Source organism: Roseixanthobacter glucoisosaccharinicivorans (genome assembly GCF_043195095.2).
Lineage (GTDB): Bacteria > Pseudomonadota > Alphaproteobacteria > Rhizobiales > Xanthobacteraceae > NCEH01.
The window spans coordinates 3,681,496-3,699,670 of the sequence record NZ_CM195538.1; the positions used below are offsets into that span (position 1 = coordinate 3,681,496).

The 18,175-nt window shown below is 69.1% G+C and carries 14 protein-coding genes and 1 other RNA gene; 8 read left to right on the plus strand and 7 right to left on the minus strand.

Going from position 1 to position 18,175, the window contains the following annotated elements:
- Positions 1–27: 27 nt before the first annotated feature.
- The 4 genes from ptsP to V5F78_RS17035 form a co-directional block, all read right to left on the minus strand.
- A complete protein-coding gene (ptsP, locus tag V5F78_RS17020; RefSeq protein ID WP_394067361.1) occupies positions 28–2,295 on the minus strand; it encodes a phosphoenolpyruvate--protein phosphotransferase in 2,268 nt (755 codons plus the stop codon).
- A gap of 77 nt (positions 2,296–2,372) precedes the next feature.
- The gene (locus V5F78_RS17025) at positions 2,373–3,632 is read right to left on the minus strand and encodes an aspartate kinase (RefSeq protein ID WP_394067362.1); all 1,260 of its coding nucleotides are present in this window, start codon (positions 3,630–3,632) and stop codon (positions 2,373–2,375) included.
- Between the two features lie 321 nt (positions 3,633–3,953).
- On the minus strand, positions 3,954–5,105 hold the full coding sequence (aroB, locus tag V5F78_RS17030; protein ID WP_394067363.1) for a 3-dehydroquinate synthase: 1,152 nt from the start codon (positions 5,103–5,105) through the stop codon (positions 3,954–3,956).
- Positions 5,102–5,713 (minus strand): shikimate kinase, encoded by a 612-nt coding sequence (locus V5F78_RS17035; protein WP_394067365.1) that lies wholly within the window; start codon positions 5,711–5,713, stop codon positions 5,102–5,104. The genes aroB and V5F78_RS17035 overlap by 4 nt, the downstream gene beginning before the upstream one ends.
- 187 nt (positions 5,714–5,900) lie before the next feature.
- Here V5F78_RS17035 and V5F78_RS17040 point away from each other — a divergent pair, with 187 nt between their 5' ends.
- The 6 genes from V5F78_RS17040 (at position 5,901) to V5F78_RS17065 (ending at position 10,343) form a co-directional block, all read left to right on the plus strand.
- Positions 5,901–6,044, plus strand: a complete 144-nt coding sequence (locus V5F78_RS17040) for a histidine kinase (protein WP_394067366.1) — start codon at positions 5,901–5,903, stop codon at positions 6,042–6,044.
- A gap of 10 nt (positions 6,045–6,054) precedes the next feature.
- Positions 6,055–7,008, plus strand: coding sequence for a site-specific tyrosine recombinase XerD (locus V5F78_RS17045; protein ID WP_394067368.1), 954 nt, complete (start codon positions 6,055–6,057; stop codon positions 7,006–7,008).
- Between the two features lie 280 nt (positions 7,009–7,288).
- Positions 7,289–7,652: a transfer-messenger RNA gene (gene ssrA, locus V5F78_RS17050) on the plus strand.
- Positions 7,653–7,779: 127 nt separating this feature from the next.
- The gene (locus tag V5F78_RS17055) at positions 7,780–8,505 is read left to right on the plus strand and encodes an SspB family protein (RefSeq protein ID WP_394067370.1); all 726 of its coding nucleotides are present in this window, start codon (positions 7,780–7,782) and stop codon (positions 8,503–8,505) included.
- A 69-nt stretch (positions 8,506–8,574) separates the two neighbouring features.
- Complete coding sequence (locus V5F78_RS17060; RefSeq protein WP_394067372.1) at positions 8,575–9,834, plus strand: flavin monoamine oxidase family protein; 1,260 nt, start codon at positions 8,575–8,577, stop codon at positions 9,832–9,834.
- Positions 9,834–10,343: a dihydrofolate reductase gene (locus V5F78_RS17065; RefSeq protein ID WP_394067374.1), complete on the plus strand. Its 510-nt coding sequence runs from the start codon at positions 9,834–9,836 to the stop codon at positions 10,341–10,343. The genes V5F78_RS17060 and V5F78_RS17065 overlap by 1 nt, the downstream gene beginning before the upstream one ends.
- Before the next feature lie 45 nt (positions 10,344–10,388).
- On the opposite strand, the gene V5F78_RS17070 is transcribed toward V5F78_RS17065, so the two are convergent.
- Both V5F78_RS17070 and V5F78_RS17075 read right to left on the minus strand, forming a co-directional pair.
- Positions 10,389–14,183 carry an AsmA family protein gene (locus tag V5F78_RS17070; RefSeq protein WP_394067376.1) on the minus strand — a complete coding sequence of 1,265 codons (3,795 nt, stop codon included), beginning with the start codon at positions 14,181–14,183 and terminating at the stop codon, positions 10,389–10,391.
- Positions 14,184–14,295: 112 nt separating this feature from the next.
- Complete coding sequence (locus tag V5F78_RS17075; protein ID WP_394067846.1) at positions 14,296–15,672, minus strand: FAD-binding oxidoreductase; 1,377 nt, start codon at positions 15,670–15,672, stop codon at positions 14,296–14,298.
- A 274-nt stretch (positions 15,673–15,946) separates the two neighbouring features.
- Between V5F78_RS17075 and V5F78_RS17080 the strand changes: the two genes are divergently transcribed.
- Together V5F78_RS17080 and V5F78_RS17085 are read left to right on the plus strand one after the other, a co-directional pair.
- The gene (locus V5F78_RS17080) at positions 15,947–16,456 is read left to right on the plus strand and encodes a thioesterase family protein (protein WP_394067378.1); all 510 of its coding nucleotides are present in this window, start codon (positions 15,947–15,949) and stop codon (positions 16,454–16,456) included.
- Between the two features lie 205 nt (positions 16,457–16,661).
- Complete coding sequence (locus V5F78_RS17085; RefSeq protein WP_394067380.1) at positions 16,662–16,856, plus strand: hypothetical protein; 195 nt, start codon at positions 16,662–16,664, stop codon at positions 16,854–16,856.
- Positions 16,857–17,230: 374 nt separating this feature from the next.
- On the opposite strand, the gene V5F78_RS17090 is transcribed toward V5F78_RS17085, so the two are convergent.
- A complete protein-coding gene (locus tag V5F78_RS17090) occupies positions 17,231–18,157 on the minus strand; it encodes a 50S ribosomal protein L11 methyltransferase (RefSeq protein ID WP_394067382.1) in 927 nt (308 codons plus the stop codon).
- Positions 18,158–18,175 lie beyond the last annotated feature (18 nt).

Below are 18,175 nucleotides of genomic sequence, written 5' to 3' on the forward strand. Positions count from 1 at the left end.
GCACACCGCACGACAGGAGAAACCCGCTCAAAGCAGCAATCCGCTCTGCTCGGCGAAGGCCCGCAGGGCCCCGCGCACGTCCACCGTGCCCGTGGTGTCGGCCAGCAGCGGCAGCAGGACGGCGCGCGCGGCCTCCACGTCGAGCCGCAGCATGGTGGACTTCACCGGGCCGATGGCGGCCGGAGACAGCGACAGGGCCCGATAGCCGAGCGCGGCCAGGGCGATGGATTCCAGCGGCCGCGAGGCAAGCTCGCCGCACAAGGTCACCGGCTTGCCGTGGCGCGCGCCAGCCTCAGCCACCATGCGGAACGCCCGCAGCGCCGCCGGCGAGAGCGGATCGAACCGTTCCGCGACCCGCACATTGGCCCGGTCGGCGGCGAACAGGAATTGCACCAGATCGTTGGAGCCGACCGAGAGGAAATCCACCCGCGAGAGAATCTCGTCCAGCTCGAACAGCAGCGAGGGCACCTCGACCATGGCGCCGACGAACACCCGCTCCGGCAGCACGTGGCCGTGCTTGCGCAAATGGGTCAGCTCGCGCTCCAGGATCGCCTTCGCCTGGTCGAACTCGCCGGCGGTCGCGATCATGGGGAACATGATGCGCAGGTCCCGCCCCGCGCCCGCGCGCAGCAGCGCCCGCAGCTGGCTGCGCAGCAGGCCGGGCCGATCCAGCCCGAGGCGGATGGCGCGCCAGCCGAGCGCCGGATTCTCTTCCTCCACCGTGCGCATGTAGGGCAGCACCTTGTCGCCGCCGATATCGAGCGTGCGGAAGGTGACCGGCCGTCCGGCGGCGGCATCCAGCACCGCGCGGTACAGGTTCAGCTGTTCCGAGATGCGCGGGAAGGTGGAGGCGATCATGAACTGGAGTTCGGTGCGGAACAGGCCGATGCCCGAGGCGCCGGTTTCCGCGATATGCGGCAGGTCCACCAGCAGGCCGGCATTCAGATGCAGGTCCACCTGCACCCCGTCGCGCGTGACCGAGGGGAGATCGCGCAGCGCGGCATATTGCGCCTGCCGGCGGGCGCGGAAGCGCGCCTTCTCGGCATAGGCCGCCTCGACATCGCCGGGCGGGCGCAGATGCACTTCGCCCGCCTGCCCGTCGACGATCACCGGATCGCCGGGATCGGCGAGGCCGGCGGCATTCTCCACCTGCCCGACCGCCGCGATGCCGAGCGCGCGGGCGACGATGGTGACGTGGCTGGTGGTGCCGCCTTCTTCTAGCACCAGGCCACGAATGCGGCTGCGGTCATAATCCAGCAGCGCCGCCGGGCTCATGTTGCGGGCCACCAGCACGGCGTTTTCCGGCAGGTCCGTCCGGTCGGAGGCGCGGCCGCGCCCGGTCAATTCGCGCAACAGGCGGTTGGCGAGATCGTCGAGATCGTGCAGGCGCTCGCGCAGATAGGGGTCGGAGGCGCGCATGATGCGAGCGCGGGTATCGGATTGCACCCGCTCGACCGCGCCTTCCGCCGTGAGGCCGGACATGACGGCCTCGCGCATGCGGTGCATCCAGCCCCGGTCGTGGGCGAACATGCGATAGGCTTCGAGAATCTCGCGATGCTCGCCGGCCTTGGAGAGGCCGTCATCCTCCAGCAGCAGGTCTATGGAGGCGCGCAGCTTGCCGATGGCGCCATCGAGCCGCACCACTTCCTTCTGCACGTCGTCGGCGATCACATTGGTGACCACGATGCGCGGCTCGTGCAGCACCACATGGCCGAGCCCGAGGCCATCCGCGAGCGGGATGCCGGTGAGATGCAGCGGCCGGCGCACCGCCGGTTCCGCGCCCGGCTTGGCGAGCGCGGTGAGCTCGCCCGAGGCGATCATCTCCGCCAGAACCATGGCGGTGGTCTGGAGCGCCTCGATCTCCTCTTCCGCATAGGTGCGGCGGGCGCGATTCTGGACCACCAGAACGCCCAGCGTGTTGCCGGCCCGCAGGATCGGCACGCCGAGGAAGGAATTGTAGATTTCTTCGCCGGTTTCCGGGCGGTAGGAATATTCCGGGTGATGCTGGGCGTCGGACAGCGCGAGGGATTCCGCCTCGCGCGCCACATGGCCGACCAAGCCCTCGTCCACCCGCATGACGGTCAAGTGAACCGCATCACGGTTCAGACCTTCGGTGGCGTACAGCTCAAGCGTCTGGTCCACGCGCAGCACATAGACCGAGCACACCTCCGCCACCATGTTGGCGGCGATCAGGACAACGATCTTATCCAGGCGGTCCTGGGCGCTGACCGGCTCCGCCATGACCTCGCGGAGACGTCTTAACAGCACCCGAGGCCCGCCAAGCGCGCCACGCATCGGCCGCATCCTTCAAGAGTTGCGAGGCGTTCTCACCTCGTATGACCGCCGATGACCCGCCCCCGCAGTCTCGATTATCAGCTATCGAGACCGTATAGCGAATGGAGAGTCCGCACCGCAAGTTCGGTATAGGCGGCATCAATCAGGATCGAGATCTTGATTTCCGACGTGGTGATGGCGCGGATGTTGATTCCCTTGCCCGCCAGCGCCTGGAACGCATCCGCCGCGACGCCCGCATGCGAACGCATGCCGATGCCGATCACCGACACCTTGGTGACGTCGGTCGCGCCCTCCAGCACCTCGAACCCGATGGAATCACGGGAATTTTCCAGCGCCGCGCGGGCTCGGTCGTAATCCGCCGAGGGCACGGTGAAGGTGATGTCGGTGAAGCCGTCCGCCGACACGTTCTGCACGATCATGTCCACATTGATGTGGGCCTCGGCCAGCGGACCGAACACGGCGGCGGCGATGCCGGGCTTGTCGGCCACGCGGCGAATGGACACCTGCGCCTCGTCCTTGGCGAAGGCGATGCCCGTCACCACCTGCGATTCCATCTGGTTTGCCACGATTTCCTCCTCGTCGCAGATCAGCGTGCCCGCCGCCTCGACCGTGCTCATGTGCGGGGCGTCGGGGTCCTCGAAGCTGGAGCGCACGAAGGTGCGGACCTTGTGCACCATGGCCAGCTCCACCGAGCGCACCTGCAACACCTTGGCGCCGAGCGACGCCATTTCCAGCATTTCCTCGAACGCGATGCTCTTCATGCGCTTGGCGCGCTGCACAACGCGCGGGTCGGTCGTATAGACGCCGTCCACGTCGGTATAGATGTCGCAGCGCTCCGCGCCGATGGCCGCGGCCAGCGCCACCGCGCTGGTGTCCGAGCCGCCGCGCCCGAGCGTGGTGATGCGGCCCGAAGGCAGGTGCACGCCCTGGAAGCCGGCAACCACCGCCACCTCCCCGGCGTCGAGCGCCGCGCCCAGCGCCGCGCCGTCGATCTCCAGGATGCGGGCGGAGCCGTGGGCGTCGTCGGTGGAAATCGGCACCTGCCAGCCCTGCCAGGACCGGGCGCTGAGCCCCTTCGCCTGGAGCGCGATGGCAAGCAGACCCGAGGTCACCTGCTCGCCGGAGGCAACGACAGCATCATATTCTCGCGCATCGTGCAGCGTGGAGGCCTCGCGGCACCAGGCGACCAATTCATTGGTCTTGCCGGACATGGCGGACACCACCACCACGACGCTATAGCCGGCCTCCACCTCGCGCTTCACATGGCGGGCGACGTTCTGGATACGTTCGATATTGGCGACGGACGTACCGCCGAACTTCATGACAAGCCGAGCCATGGCTCGCATTCTCTCTCAACAGGGGCTGTAGATCAGGGTTCAGCCGGCGCCGAACCGCCGGGGGCCATCATCGGCGAAAGCGGACAGGTGCGCCGGTCTCGCGGTCAGGCGCGCGTCATTTTCGTGCGCGTTTGCCCAGGCCGCGCCACGGGGCGCAGTGTGGAACACAGATGATGGCGGCCGTCTGGCACATTCCCTGACCCTCCCCGCGCCCGGTTGAACGACACGGGTTCTTGAAAAGTGGCCGCCTCCATAGCGCTCCCGCACGCTTCGGGCAACTCCGGCGTTTTCCGCGCCCTGGCGCCGCGCGCCCTTTGTTCTCTATGCCTTGCGCATCTGCTCCAGGAACGCGCGCACCTCCGCGCCGTCCACATCCTTGGCGATGAACGCTTCGCCGATGCCGCGCACCAGGATGAAGGTCAGCGCGCCACGGCTCACCTTCTTGTCCTGGGCGATCAGCATCATCAGCCCGTCGGTGTCCGGCAGGTCGCCCGGCACGTCGGCGATGCGGGTCGGCAGGCCGAGGGCTTCCAGGTGGCGGGTGGCGCGCACCACGTCCTGCCCGGTGCACAGGCCCAGCCGGGCCGAGAAAGCGAACGCCAGCGCCATGCCGATGGACACCGCCTCGCCATGCAGAAGGCGGTTCGAGAAGCCGGCGCCGGCTTCGAGCGCGTGGCCGAACGTGTGGCCGAGATTGAGCAGGGCTCGGTCGCCGGTTTCCTTCTCGTCGCGGGCGACGATGGCGGCCTTTGCCGCGCAGCTCGCCGCCACCGCCTCCACCCGCGCATCGCCGCCGGCGAGCACATCGGCGCCGTGCGCCTCCAGCCAGCCGAAAAAGGGCGCATCGCCCAGAAGGCCGTATTTGGCGACTTCCGCATAGCCGGCGCGCACCTCGCGGGGCGGCAGCGTATCGAGCGCGGCGGTGTCCGCCACCACCAGCACCGGCTGATGGAACGCCCCCACCAGATTCTTGCCCTGGGGAGAATTGATGCCGGTCTTGCCGCCGACCGAGGAATCCACCTGCGACAACAAGGTCGTCGGCGCCTGGACGATATCCACGCCGCGCCGCACCACGGCGGCCGCGAAGCCCGCGAGATCGCCCACCACGCCGCCGCCGAGCGCCAGAACCAGGTCGCGCCGCTCGATCCGGGCCGCGATCAGCCCCTCGGTGACCTGCTCCAGGCCCTTGTAGCTCTTGGATTTCTCGCCCGGCGCCACGATCACGGCGGAATGGGCGATTCCCGCCTCCCCGAGCGCCGCCTCGACGGTGCCGAGATGCTGCTCAGCCACATTCTCGTCGGTGACGATGGCCACCCGCGCCCCCGGCCGCAAGGCGGCGATGCGCGTGCCGATTCCGGCGAGCAGGCCCGGACCGATGGCGATGTCATACGGCCGCCCGGCGAGATCGACCCGCACGACGCGCGCGCCGGCCTCGGAGGCTGTGGGGGAAGACGCAAGGGAAAGGCTGGTCATGGGGTCTGGTCCTGGATCGGCGCGAAATGGCGCGTCACGGCGGCGATCACGTCTTCCACCACGGTTTCGTGAACGACGTCGCGCGATTCGACGCGCACATCGGCAAGGGCATAGATGTGGCCGCGCGCGGCCAGCAGGGCCGCAAGCTTGGCCTCCGCATCGCCTTGGGCGAGCAGCGGTCGGTCGTTGCGCTTCTTCACCCGGCGCAGCAGCGTGTGGAGGTCCGCCTCCAGCCACACCGAGACGCCGGACGCGGCGATGGCCGCGCGGGTATCCGCGCTCATGAAGGCGCCGCCGCCGGTGGCGATCACCATGGGCCCGGATTGCAGCAGGCGGGCCACCACGCGCTGCTCGCCTTCGCGAAACTCGGCCTCGCCGCGGCGGGCGAAGATTTCCGGAATGCTCATGCCGGCGGCGCGCACGATTTCCTCGTCCGCATCCACGAACGGCAGGGCGAGGCGCTTGGCGAGGCGACGGCCGACGGAGGATTTCCCAGCGCCCGGCATGCCCACGAGCACGATCGAACGGCGGCCGAGCAGGGCCAGCAGCGGGCCATTCGGCGCCGGCTCCGGCATCGCTCCCGACTCTCGCTCGCTCTCGCTGGTCAAAGATACCTCCGTCCGCACGCATGGCTTCAAAATGGGCGCGAAGCGCGAAAAAAGCGCACTAGCATTGCCGTGGCGGGGGGGCAATGGCGGTTGAAAGAGCCGCGCGCGCATGTCACCTGTGCAGAGCGCAGCGCCGGCCGGCGATTCGCGTGGAACCCAGGTAAGGCAGCAGCAGGTAAATCGCACCGTGCCCAGTCTGATCCGCCTCCTGGCGGCGATCGCCGTCCTCGTAGCCCTGGTCTATGGCGGCGCCTATTGGCTCGCAACCAAGGTGGAACCCGTGACGCGGGATGTAACCATCACCGTCCCCAACGACCGTTTCCAGAAATGAGACGCGGGCGATGACGCAGGCCGGCACCTCCCGCACCGGCATTTCCGGCAGCGGGCCGCTGGCCCTGTTTCTCGACATGCAGGCGGTGGAGCGCGGCGCCAGCGCCAATACGCTCGACGCCTATCGCCGCGACCTCGAAGATTTTTCCGCTTTCCTCGCCGCGCGGGGCGAAACCGTCGCCGATGCCGCAACGCCGGTGCTGCGGGCCTATCTCGCCGATCTTTCCGCGCGCGGCTTCAAGACCACCACGGTGGCGCGCCGGCTTTCTGCGATCCGCCAGCTCTATCGTTTCCTCTATGCCGAGGGACACCGCAGCGGCGATCCCGCCGCCGTGCTGGAAGGGCCCAAGCGGGCGCGCCCCTTGCCCAAGGTGCTGAGCGTGGAGGAGGTCGGCCGGCTGATCGACACCGCCCATGCCCGCGTCGCCGAGGCCGAGGGGGACAGCGAGGCGCTGCGCCGGCTGCGGGTCGTCTGCTGCATCGAGCTTCTCTATGCCACCGGCCTGCGCATTTCCGAACTCACCGCCCTTCCCGCAACCGCCGCCCGCAGCCGCTCAGACGCCATCATCGTCACCGGGAAGGGCGGCAAGGACCGGCTCGTGCCCCTGAGCGGACCGGCGAAGGCGATCATGGCGGCCTATCTGGACGCGCGCCGCGCCGCCGGGCTGGACGCCTCCAAATGGCTGTTTCCCACGGCTGCGAAATCCGGCCACGTCACCCGCCAGCAGACCGCGCGCGAACTCAAGGACCTCGCGGTGGCGGCCGGCCTCGACCCGGCCAAGCTCTCGCCCCATGTGCTGCGCCACGCCTTCGCCAGCCATCTGCTGGCCCATGGGGCGGACCTTCGGATCGTGCAGACCCTGCTCGGTCACGCGGATATTTCCACCACCCAGATCTACACCCATGTGCTGGATGAGCGGCTGAAGGAGATGGTGCGCGACCTGCACCCGCTCTCGGACGGCTAGGGCCGATCGACATTCAGGGCCTGACGCCCTTGCAGCAGAAGATCGTCATGCACGGGCTCGTCCCGTGCATCCACGCGGCTCGGCTGGCACCGGCTTTTCGATTCCCGCGCGGGCGGCCCGGCGTGGGTGGCCGGGACAGGCCGAGCCATAACAATGGGTCAAAGAAGGGCAATGGCGCGCGTCTGCCTTAAGGCGCCTCGACGATCCCAGCCCTTCACTGAATGTCGATCCGTCCCAGACACGGGGCATTGTGCCGCCGTGGCGGGAAAACCCCGGCTTGCCTCTTTCATCATGCCGGGCCGGCGCCTATATTCATCGCGCTGGCGCAAGCCAGATATGGCGATAAATGGTTGTCGGAATAAGCCTTTCGGACCCGGGGGCAGTACCCGGCGCCTCCACCAGAACCCGTGATTTCGCAAGGCTTTGCGGGTTGCGGCGGGGGCGAAATAGGATCGACGAGGGTGTAAAGGGCTTTCTTTCGCTCGGCATGGTTCCGCCGATATCGGGCCGACCTATAGTTGCGAATGACAACTATGCTCCGGTTGCCGTTGCCGCGTGAGCGGTAAAGGTACCGAAATAAAAGTCCTACCGGGTAGCACTGGCTAGGCGGGGTTCGGAGGCACCTGGCAACAGAAGCCTCCACTTCCTCCAAGGGCCGGCCGGACCTGCGGGGAAGGGATGGGTCTCATGACCGTGGCGGACGGGCGACATGCCTTCCGTAGCGCTTAAGTCTCGTCTTGCATCGGGCACCGGCCGCGAGCATCGCACCCCATGTCTTCGGTCGATCATATCCGGTACGATCTTCTGGCGCAGGAAGCGCTGCGCGGCGTCGTCCGCCGCGTGCTTTCCGACGTCGCCCGCGACGGCCTGCCGGGCGACCATCATTTCTACGTCTCCTTCGATCCCCGCGCCCCCGGCGTGCGGCTCTCGCAGCGCATGCGCGAGAAATATCCCGAGGAGATGACCATCGTCCTCCAGCACCAGTTCTGGGACCTGAACGTGAGCGAGCACGCCTTCGAGGTGGGTCTCTCGTTCGGCGGCATTCCCGAGCGGCTGCTGGTGCCCTTCTCCGCGCTCAAGGGCTTCTTCGACCCCTCGGTGAGCTTCGGCCTCCAGTTCGAGCTGGCGGGCGGCGAGGAGATCGAGGCGAGCGGCGAAAATGCTCCGGCGGAAGCCCCCACCCGCCTGCCGGGCGCGGGCGCCTCGGTGCGCCCCCTGCGCGGCGCGGGATCCGAGCCGGCGCTCGCCACCGCCAAGATCGGTGGTAAGGGCGACGGGGAGCACAACGACGGCGTGCTGGCCATGAAGTCCATCTCTCCCGACATCGCCAGCGCCACCAGCAAGGTGTCCGCACAGGACACCTCTCCGGATGCGGCCAAGGGCGGCGCCGAGGACGGCGGGAACAGCGGCAAGGACGCCACCAAGGAGACCCCCAAGGATGAGCGCCCATCCGGCGGCGCCGAAGTGGTCCGGCTCGACGTCTTCCGCAAGAAGTGAGGCGATACGCCCCGCGCCGCACGCGCCTTCCCTCCTGCTTTGCGTCCTCTTTCGCGCGCGGATCGGCCCATGAGCATGGTTGATGTCGCCGTGATCGGCGCCGGCGTGGCCGGTCTTGCGGCGGGACGGGCCCTGGAGGGCAGCGGCCTTTCGGTCACGATTCTCGAGGCCGCCGGCCGGATCGGCGGACGCGCCTTTACCGATACCGCCAGCTTCGCGCAGCCGTGGGACCTCGGGTGCCACTGGATGCATTCGGCGCTCGACAATCCCTTTGTCGCGATCGCCGACCGGCTCGGCTTTTCCTATCGCCGGTCCACCCAGCATTATATCCGCAAGCTGCATCTCGGCACGCGCTGGGCCGACGACGACGAGCGCGATGCGGCGGTCCGCGCCGTGGAGGCGGCCTTCGAGGCCATTGCTGCGGCTGGATTGGCCGGGCGCGATATCCCCGCATCCGACGTGATCCCCGATGCCGGCCCATGGAACCGCCTGGTGCGCCATTGGATCGCGCTGATGACGGCCGCCACCCCGCAGGATATCTCCACCCTCGATTTCGCCCGATATCACGACGGCGGCGAAAACTGGCCGGTGGTGGAAGGCTATGGCGCGCTGGTGGCGGCGCAGGCCTCCGGTTTGAAGGTGACGCTGAACTGTCCGGTCCATCTTGTGGATTGGTCAGGGGCGGGCGTGCGGCTCGCCACCGCGAAGGGCGATGTGACGGCCCGCGCCGTGATCATCGCGGTTTCCACCGATGTGATGGCGAAGGGGCATCTGCGCTTCGCGCCCGCCTTGCCGCCGGAGCTGGCCGAAGCCATGGCGGCGCTGCCGCTTGGGGTCTCGGAAAAGGTCGCGTTCGGCTTCGACCGGGATGTGTTCGGCTTTTCCGAAAGGGCCGGCATCAATACGATTGATTTCACGCGGCCCGAACGGGCGCCGGTGAATTTCCAAATCATCCCCGGCGCGCGGCCGCTCGCCATTGCCCATCTCGGCGGTGCGAGCGGGCGGGCGCTGGTGGAGGCGGGACCGCAGGCCATGGCCGATTTCGCCCTGGCGGGACTTTCCGACGTGTTCGGCGCCGACATCCGCGCGCGCGTCACCGCCTGGCGCAGCACCTCCTGGGCGCGCGATCCGCATATCGGCGGCGGCTATTCCTGCGCGCTGCCGGGCAAGGCGCACCTGCGCGGGCGCTTGTTCGCGGCTTTGGCGGAGCGCATCCTGTTTGCCGGCGAGGCCGTCTCGGAGCATGCCTTCTCAACTTGCCACGGCGCGCACCTCTCGGGACAGGCGGCGGCGCGGTCCGCGATCTCCTTGTTGAAAGGCCCCGCCTGATGCTTCCCCTCGCGCACATCGTGGCCGTGGCCGAGAACGGGGTGATCGGCAAAAACCAGTCCCTGCCCTGGCATTTGTCGTCCGATCTCAAGCGCTTCCGCGCCCTCACCTGGGGGCGGCCACTGCTGATGGGACGCAACACCTTTCTCTCCATCGGCCGGCCGTTGCCGGGGCGGATCTCGGTGGTGCTCACCGGCGATCCGGCGTTCACGGCGGAAGGCGGTGTGCGGGTCGCCCGCGATCTCGGGGAGGCGTTGACCCTGGCGGAAGCGGCGGCGCGCGACCTCGGCGCCGAGGACATCATGGTGATCGGCGGGCGGCGCGTGTTCGCCGAGACCTTGCCGCTGGCGAGCACCATCCATCTCACCCGCGTCCACGCGGCCCCGGCCGGCGACGTGCTGCTGCCGCCCTATGATCCGGCGGAGTGGCGCGAGGCGGAGCGAGACGGCCCGATGCAGGGGACGAACGACGATTTCCCCTTCTCCTACATCACGCTGACGCGGGACTGATCCGGCCCAGGCGGTCGCACCTCAGGACGCACATGCGCCAAGGCCTCACTCGCCGGGCACCAGGGCCGGCGGGCGCGTGAGATTGCCGAAGCCGGGCGTCGGCGCGGCAAAGCTCCCGCCATCCGGGGGCAGCGAGGGACGGACGGGACGCGTTCGACCCGTGGGTCCGATCTCGATGGGCGGCGCCAGCGGCGGAGCGGCCGCGCGGCTGCGCTCGCTGGCCTGCCGTGGCGGGTTGGAATGGGCCGGCGCGCGGCTGCGCGTCTCCTCGCCATTCGCGGGCTCCGCGGTTTCGCGCGCTGCGGCGGAAGACGGCTGCGCCGGGGATGGCGCGGGGGCGGATTGCACCGGCGCCGGCTGCGCGGACGCGGCCGGGAGGGGCGCCGCCGGAGGCGGAGCATTGGGCGCGGAGATCGGCGTCGGCGCGGGCGAGGATGGAGCCGGCGGCGCCGATGCGGGCAGCGTGGTGCTGCTGCCGGCGGCAGGGGCGGGCACGAGGCCCTGGCGCTCTTCCAGCCGGCGGGTTTCCCGCTCGATGGCGCGCATGGAGATGGCGGCAACCAGCGCCGGCGCGCTCACCCGCCGCTCGGGGGCGGCGATGGGTCCGCGCCAGGATACGGTGCCGCCGGGCACCGCCCCGCCGGCTTCCGCCGATTCCAGATCCAGCGTGCCGTCGAGATACAGGCGGGCCAGGTCCAGGGTGCCGGAGAAGGTGGCGCGTGCGCCATCGGCCGGGGCACGCGCGTTGGAGAGTCGCACCACGCCGTTCACGAGGCTGAGCGTGCTGTCGACGGCGGCCAGTTTCAGCGGGCCGCGCGCGAGGGCACGATCGAACATCTGCACCACCCGCCGCTCGTCGGGCGGGGCGCCGGCTGCGGTATCGGCCAGCACGCTTTCGATGGCATGCGGATCGGCGGCGGGAAGCGCGAGGGACTGGACGCTGAGCGTGCCCTGGCCCGACAGGCTCTGCACGAGCGCCAGCGGCGAGCGGCCGACGCCGCCCATGTCGACGGACAAGGTCAGGCGCCCGGCCGGCGGCGCGCGCGGCGCCAGCGGCTGCACCAGGGCCGCGAGGTCCACGCCATCCAGGCCGAGATGGCCTTCCGCCGCCACCATCTCCGGGCGACGGCGCAAGGTAAGCGAGCCGTTGAGCGTGCCGCCGCCGATGCCGCCGGACAGATCGCGCAATTCCAGCGTCGCGTCGCGTGCCTGCACGCGCCCCTTAGCGTCTTGCAGGCCATAGGTGCCGTTGAGATCCAGCTGGCGGGTGGTGAAATCCAGCGTCAGCGCCACCGGAGAACCCGGCGCAGGGGCGAAGCGCGCGGCGGACCAAGGGCCGTTGCCCACCTCCGGGCCGATGCTGCGCGCGCCCCACAGGCCGATCAGGCGCGGCAGCGAGAGCGCATCGAGATCGAGCCGGCCGGTGACGCGCGGCACCTCCCCGCCCTCGACCGCCAGGGCGCCGGAGATCGGCGCGCCGCCGAGCAGGCCCTTCAGATCCTCCAGCTGCCAGGCCCCGCCGCCGCGCGACACGGTGAAGCCCAGCGCGGCCGGCACCGGACCGCCCTCGGCGGCGGGCGCGGCGGCGAGGAACAGCTTCGCCACGTCCGCGCCGTCGAGGCGCATGGCGAGGCGCGGCTGAAGCACCCCGCCGACAATCTTCACCGGGCCCTTGGCGCTCGCCACCGTATCGGCCAGGGCGAGGCGCGCGTCGAGATCGGCGCCGTCCGTACCGGATGGCACGAGCGTAAGATTCAATTGTCCCGCACCGAGGCCGGGGCGCAGGCCCGATAGCCCGGCCGCTTCGAGCGCGCGGGCCCCATCGCTCGCGGAAAGCGTCAGCTCCACGCGCGGCACGTCGCCGGCCACGCCGGGCGCGAAGGCGGCATGGCCGGAGAGCTGTCCGAGGGTGCCGTTCAGGCGCATCGCGGCCGCGCCGCCATCGCCCCAGCTGGCGGAGCCGGTGAGTGTCACCGGGGCCGCCACCGGCAGCAGGCGCGTCATGATCTCGCTCGCCCGCTCGCCCGATAGCAGCCGCGCCAGCGGCACGAGGCCGTCCGCCTTGGGGCCGGCGACGGAAAAATCGAGCCGCCCCTGAAGCGGCGCCGCGAGCCGGGTGAGGCTGCCCTTGCCTTCCAGATGCAGGCCCGCGAGATCGTCCAGCGTCAGGCGCGAGAGCGTCCAGGTGCCGCCCGCTCCCTCCGCGGCGAGCGACAGGGCGCCGAGCGGAAGGCCACCGGCCTTCAGGGTGCGACCCTCCAGCGCGATGCCGCCATCCACCGCCCCGCCGGCCAGCGCGAGCCCCTGGCGCAGCCCCTCCAGCAGCGGATCGAGATCGAGCCCGCTCACCGCCAACGAAAGATCGAGGCGCGGGCGGTCGCCGTCGGTAAATTGTCCCGATCCAGAAACCGCGGCGGCGCCGAAGCTGGCATCCAGATTCTGGACCCCATAGCGTCCCGCCCCCGCCGTGATCTGCCCCACGAGCTTGACCGGCCCGGAGACCGCCGCCGCGACATCCGCCGTGCCGCGCGGGGCGACCCAGCGCAGGAACGCGGCCGGATCCTCGCTGGAAAAGGCGAGATCGCCCGTGAAGCCGGCCCCGCCCGCGCGCCCCGGCGCGCCGGAAAGGCGCAGGGCCGACTGGCCGGGAAGCTTGGCCTCGGCCGCGTCGATGCGCCAGCCGCCATCGGCGCCCGAAAGATCCAGCCGCGCATCCCGCAGCACCGTGCCGGCATAGGTGAGCTGCTCCACTGCCACGCCGATGCGCGCGGGGACATCGGGGGCCGGCAGGGCATCGAACGCCGCCATCAGCGCGGCCAGGGAATCCGCCGCGCTCTGCGGGGCCGCCCCGGCCGGCGCGCGCAGCACGTCGGCATCGAGGGCGCGGGCGTTGAGCACCACCTCCAGGCTCGGCGAGCGGCCGAGGGCAAGGCGCGCCGAGCCGGCGAGCTGTACGGGGCGGGCGCTATCGGCAAGCGACAGGTCCAGCGTTTCCGCCACCACCGCCTGCGGGCTGGCGCGCAGCGCGCCGGACAGACGCCAGGATTCGTGCCACGGCTCCGCCGCCGGGACCGGCTGCGCCCCGACAGGCGCGGGAGGAGTGCCGCTGTCCGCGCCCGCCGGGCGACGCGCGAGGCTGCCGCGCCCCTCGAAGCGCGGCGCGCCGCCGTCGAGGTGCAAGGTGCCGTCGAGATCAATGGTCAGCGGCCGCGCCCGCTCCTCGGCGATCAGGCGCATGCGGCTGCCCTCGGCGCCGAACGCCCCGAGGCTGAGCCGCGTGCCGTATCGCCGGCTCCCCAGCGCAACCTCGCCTTCCAGCCGGAACGGGCCGGTCAGCGTGCGGGCCTCGCCCTTCAGCTCGAGCCCGGTGAACGCCAGGGTGCTGTCGGCGCCGCGATCGAGCACATCCAGCGTGCCGCCTTGAATGACGAGGCTGGAAATGGAGAGCCCCCCCGGCGCGGCGGCACCCGTCGGCAGGGCCACCCGGCCCGCGCTGTCCAGCACGAGGCGCATGCGGGGATGCACCAGGGTGAGGGATTTCGCCTCCACGCTGCCGCGCACCAGCGCGCCGAGGGAGAGATCGGCCCGCACTTCATCGGCCACGGCACCGGTGGAGACGGCGTCCGCGCCGATGGAGACATTGCGCAGGATGATGCGGGGGGTAGGCAGGATGTCGGCGTAGATATTGCCGCGGATCACCACCGGCACGCCGAGCGTGCGGCTGGCCTGGCTTTCGAACGCGCCGCGCCACGCCGTCCAATCCACGACGAACGGCGCCGCGAAAGCCGCCACGATGGCAAGGATCACCGCCGAGGCAATCGTGATCAGGACGCCCTGCACCAGCCGGTCCTCGCTTCATGGGGCGCGCCGCAGCCGGCGCGTTGGGGAAGTCTAGCGCGGAATGGTAACGTCGGGATGGTGGCGATCCAATGGACGCGGTGGCGCGCGCCCCTCAGATTTTCAGGATCTTGCCCGGATTCATGATGTTCTGCGGATCGAACGCCCGCTTGATCGCCCGCATGGCGTCCAGCGTGGCTTCGCCATGCTCGGCGGAAAGATATTTCATCTTCCCCTGCCCCACCCCGTGCTCGCCGGTGCAGGTGCCCTCCATGGCGAGCGCCCGGTCCACCAGGCGCGACATGAAGGTCTTGGCCTTGGCGAGGTCGGCGGGGTCCTCCACGTCCACCATCAGCGTGGTGTGGAAATTGCCGTCGCCCACATGGCCGACGATGGGGGCGATCAGCCCCATCTCGACGATGTCGCGCTTGGTCTCCATGACACATTCGGCGAGGCGCGAAAGGGGAACGCACACATCGGTCGCCACCGCCTTGGAACCGGGCCGCATGGGCAGCACCGACCAATAGGCATCGTGCCGCGCCTGCCACAGGCGGCTGCGGTCCTCGGCCTTGGCGGCGAACACGAACGGGCCGCCGTTGAACTCAGCGGCAATCTCGCCAAACTGGTCCGCCTGTTCATGGGCGCCGGCCTGCGTGCCGTGGAATTCCACGAACAGATGCGGCGTTTCCGGCAGATCGAGCTTGGCATAGGCGTTGGAGGCCTTCACCTGCTCCTCATCCAGCAATTCGATGCGGGCGACCGGAATGCCCGACTGGATGGTGGCGATGACGGCGTTGCAGGCATCCTCGATGCTGGCGAAGGGGCACACGCCCGCCGTGATGGTCTCGGGAATGCCGTAGAGGCGCAGCGTGAGTTCGGTGATGATGCCGAGCGTGCCTTCCGAGCCCACGAACAGGCGGGTGAGATCATAGCCGGCGGAAGATTTCTTCGCCCGGCGCGCGGTGGTGATGATCTCGCCATTCGGCAGCACCGCTTTCAGCGCCAGGACATTGTCCTTCATGGTACCGTAGCGCACCGCATTGGTGCCGGAGGCGCGGGTGGAGGCCATGCCGCCGAGCGAGGCGTCCGCGCCCGGGTCGATGGGAAAGAACAGGCCCTGATCGCGCAGGTCTTCGTTCAGCCGCTTGCGGGTGACGCCGGGCTCGATCACGCAATCGAGGTCCTCGGCGTGAATTGCGAGAATTCGGTTCATGCCAGACAGGTCGATACAGATTCCACCCTGCGGCGCGTTGACCTGACCTTCCAGCGAGGTCCCGGTTCCCCAAGGGATGATCGGTATTCGATGGGCCGCGCAGATGCTGACAACGGTTTGCACATCTTGTGTGCTCTGGGCGAAAACAACCGCGTCTGCCGGTTCGTTAGGCAAATAAGTGGTGATATTTGCATGCTGCTCGCGAACAGCAGTCGAGGTCACGACTTTGTTACCAAGCGTCGCTTGCAATGCGTCCAATGCCGCCCGCAGGCCCGGCATCGAGTCGCGCGTGACCGTGGCATCGGCAGCAAACATTTAAGAATCCTTTAATATCAAGCCGCATGACCCCAGCGGGCTCAGCAGATTAGCGGGCCGGGCGCATTCGGCAAGAGGGCCGGTTGGTAGCGCCGTGCGGCACGGCTGCACGATCTCTCCGCATCGGCGCCAATCTTATGCCATTTCGACAGTGACCAATGTCAAAACTCGCGGCACACTGCGCAGCAAGCAGGCAATTCATTGAATTCCGTGCCCCCTCTCGACCAGGGAGAGCGCCATGTGGGACAGGATCGACTTCGAACCGGTGTTTTTCGCTCCGTTTGTATCTTCCGCCATGAAGATCGAACCGGAATGGATTGATGGCGAGGGTCATCTCTCCATGGCTTATTACAATGTCCTGTTCGACCGCGCCTTTGCCGAATCCCTCGCGCTGCTTGGGCTCGGTCCGCAATATGTACGCACGCGCGGCGTCTCCTTCTTCACCGCCGAAGCTCATATGCTCTATCTGCGCCCGCTGCCGGCCGTGGGCGACGTACGGGTCACCATGCGCCTGCTGGATTATGACGCGAAGCGCCTGCATCTGTTCCTGTCGCTTCACCACGGCACCGAGGGCTGGGTCGCCGCCACCTGTGAGCAAGTGACCTTGCAGATCGACGGGGTCTCCCAGCGCGCCGCACCGTTCGCGGACGATGTGCTGGAACGGGTGGCGGGTATGCGTTCTGTCCATGCCGCCTTGCCCCAGCCGGACGGCATCGGCCGCAGCATCGGCCTCGACGCCCGCTGCTGAGTGCACGCCGCCGCCCGCTCGGCTCAAGCTTCGGCAATGGGCGTCGGGGGCCGAATGCACGATTTCCTTGCAGGATGCTTATTTCCGACGCTGCATGCCATGCAGGTCAGCCATGCTGACACAACGCTTCTAGTGCGATGCAACAGAGCCCATATTGCATCGCATCAAGGGCCGCGCGGTTGCGGCCAAGCGTTGGAGGCCTGTCATGGGCGCCGTTACTTTCTCGACCGATTCCTTCTCGACCTCCCAGACGGCTGACGCCGTTGCCGCCAAGCCGGCCGAGGTCCGCAAGGGCGTTTTCGCGCGCATTTTCGATGCCATCGTCGCCGCCCGCGCCGCCCAGGCCGAGCGCGACTTCATCACCTATATGCAGCGCACCGGGTTCGACCCGCGCAAGTGATTGCATGCAGGTGATCCGCCAGAGGTGAGCCGGCGCCGGGCGCGTGACACCCGCCGCCCTGGGTTGCTCTCCCGAGCACCGCTCGCCACCGACGGCGGGACACCGAACATTCAGGCCGGCCATCTTCCCCCCGATGACGGCCTCTTGGAGCACTTCTCCGTTTAACAAAATCGGAGAAGTGCTCCACGTCTATGATTTTCCTGGCATTCATTGAACCGGCCCGAAGCCGCTGCGCCCCAAGGCGCGGCGCGAAATGCCGTATCTGCTCCCCGGCCGATGCCGCATTCCGCCCCTGATCCGCTGATCGCGGACCCGGCCTGATCCCGTGTCAGTGCGCCTAGGCGCCTCGCGGTGCCGTGGATGCAGGCCGCCCCCTATGCCGCCCACACGCGCTTCGGCTTCGCGCCGGATGCCGAGAGCGTCAGTGTAGTCCAGCCGTCGATGTCGCGGCGGCGGACCAGTTGCAGCCCCTGCGCCCGATAGGCGGCCAGCGCCGCATTGGCGTGCGACGGCAGCAGGCCGGACAGAACCACTATTCCGCCGGAAGCCAGCAGCGGACGCAGCGGACGCGCGAGGCGCTTCAGCGGCGGCAGCAGGATATTGGCCAGGATCAGATCGTAGGGACCCGGCCGCCGCACCGCCGCGGCGCCCGCGCCAGCCGCAAGCACCATGCGGATATAAGGCCCGGCGAGATTCGCGCGGGCATTTTCGCGCGCGGTGCGCACCGCCACTTCGTCGAGGTCGCTCGCCACCACCGGCACGCGGAAGAGGCGCGCCGCGCCGATGGCAAGAACGCCCGTGCCCGTGCCCACATCCAGAACCTTGCCCGGACGGCCGATTCGCGCCGCATCCACGATCGCCGCGAGGCAGCCTTGGGTGGTGCCGTGGTGGCCGGTGCCGAAGGCAAGCGCGGCCTCGATCTCGATGCCGATGCCATTGGGCGGCACCCGTGTGCGGTCATGCGACCCGTGCACATGGAACGGCCCCACCCGCACCGGCGCCAGCCCTTCCAGGCTCGCGGCCACCCAGTCCTTTTCCTGCAATTCCCCGAATGTCACTTGCGCCGCGAGATCGGCGCCGGCGGCCACTTCCACCAGATCGCGCAGGCGATCGGCATCGAACGCCTCTCCGGCATAGACCTCGACCGCCCAGCTGCCGTCCGGCTGTTCGAAATTGGCGACCGCGACCTCGGCCGGATCGAAACTTTCCGCCAGCAGGTCGGCGATGCGGCGGGCCTGCATCTCGGGGGCGGAGACCCGCATGAAATGGGTGGCGTCGCTGGGGAGGAGACCTTCAAACATCGAGAACTTTCCGGCGAG

Bases quoted from the DNA above. Each gene is read 5' to 3' on its own strand.
- ptsP (WP_394067361.1), bottom strand. From the start codon at position 2,295: ATGCGTGGCGCGCTTGGCGGGCCTCGGGTGCTGTTAAGACGTCTCCGC.
- V5F78_RS17025 (WP_394067362.1), bottom strand. From the start codon at position 3,632: ATGGCTCGGCTTGTCATGAAGTTCGGCGGTACGTCCGTCGCCAATATC.
- aroB (WP_394067363.1), bottom strand. From the start codon at position 5,105: ATGACCAGCCTTTCCCTTGCGTCTTCCCCCACAGCCTCCGAGGCCGGC.
- V5F78_RS17045 (WP_394067368.1), top strand. From the start codon at position 6,055: ATGACGCAGGCCGGCACCTCCCGCACCGGCATTTCCGGCAGCGGGCCG.
- V5F78_RS17055 (WP_394067370.1), top strand. From the start codon at position 7,780: ATGTCTTCGGTCGATCATATCCGGTACGATCTTCTGGCGCAGGAAGCG.
- V5F78_RS17060 (WP_394067372.1), top strand. From the start codon at position 8,575: ATGAGCATGGTTGATGTCGCCGTGATCGGCGCCGGCGTGGCCGGTCTT.
- V5F78_RS17065 (WP_394067374.1), top strand. From the start codon at position 9,834: ATGCTTCCCCTCGCGCACATCGTGGCCGTGGCCGAGAACGGGGTGATC.
- V5F78_RS17075 (WP_394067846.1), bottom strand. From the start codon at position 15,672: ATGCCGGGCCTGCGGGCGGCATTGGACGCATTGCAAGCGACGCTTGGT.
- V5F78_RS17080 (WP_394067378.1), top strand. From the start codon at position 15,947: ATGTGGGACAGGATCGACTTCGAACCGGTGTTTTTCGCTCCGTTTGTA.
- V5F78_RS17085 (WP_394067380.1), top strand. From the start codon at position 16,662: ATGGGCGCCGTTACTTTCTCGACCGATTCCTTCTCGACCTCCCAGACG.
- V5F78_RS17090 (WP_394067382.1), bottom strand. From the start codon at position 18,157: ATGTTTGAAGGTCTCCTCCCCAGCGACGCCACCCATTTCATGCGGGTC.